The following is a 944-nucleotide window of genomic DNA, read 5'->3' as shown; positions in this document are numbered from 1 at the left end:
GGAAACAGCCGGCAAAGGTAGCGAAAATGCTCCCGTCTTCCTAATGAGTGAGGGGGTCGAAGCAATGTACCTCACATCTAAAGGAAAAGAAGGGGAAGAAGATCCTCATGCCTGGTTAGATGTTAGAAATGGAATTAAATATGCAGAGAATGCGAGAGATGCCCTTATTAAGGTGGACCCTGAAAATGAAGAGGCCTATAAGCAGAATGCAGAAAATTATATTGCCGACCTTCAAGAGCTCCACGATCAAGCGGTTGAACAATTTAATGAAATTCCAAAGGACAAACGGGTTCTGGTGACGAGTGAAGGGGCATTTAAATACTTCAGTGAAGCTTATGGATTCCAGGCCGAATACATTTGGGAAATTAATCAGGAAAATCAAGGTACACCAAATCAAATCACTCGAATTGTCGATATCATTAACGAGAAAGCTATTACTGGTTTATTTTTAGAAACGAGTATTGACCCGCGCAGCATGGAAGCTGTGTCGTCTGAAACGGACGTGCCGATCATGGGTAAGGTGTTCACAGACTCTTTGGCAGAGCCTGGTGAAGATGGCGATTCTTATATATCGATGATGGAATGGAATATCAAAACCATTAAAGATGGATTGACCAGGTAAGCGCCTTAAATTGTAGCTAATGGTATAAAAGGTTGCGAAATTCAGTATAGATGACTGAAGTTTGATAGCCTTTATTTTTATTAATAGGAAGGATTCATCCATCTCAAATCAGGTAATTGGTTTTTAGTTAATTAGTTTAGACTTATTGAGATGTACGCTTATATAAAATGAGGTACACTTTATTTAGGCAATAAAATCCTTATGGTCAGTGGATGAAACTAGACTCACTGTTATAAAAATTCAAGTGCTTAACCATTACAGCGTTAAATAGAAAGAGGTAATCCGTGAATCCTAAAATTGTAAAAATAACAGAAAAAAAACT

Annotated in this window: 1 protein-coding gene; it reads left to right on the top strand. The window is 38.2% G+C overall.

All coding sequences use genetic code 11. The features are described 5' to 3' along the window. Positions 1-622, top strand: a 622-nt coding sequence (locus LD39_RS16790) for a metal ABC transporter solute-binding protein, Zn/Mn family (RefSeq protein WP_035550206.1), incomplete at its 5' end; no start/stop codon positions are given. Positions 623-944 lie beyond the last annotated feature (322 nt).

The sequence above is a fragment of the Halobacillus sp. BBL2006 genome (genome assembly GCF_000786645.1).
Classification (GTDB): Bacteria; Bacillota; Bacilli; order Bacillales; family Halobacillaceae; genus Halobacillus.
This window is presented reverse-complemented; position numbering and strand designations above follow the sequence as displayed.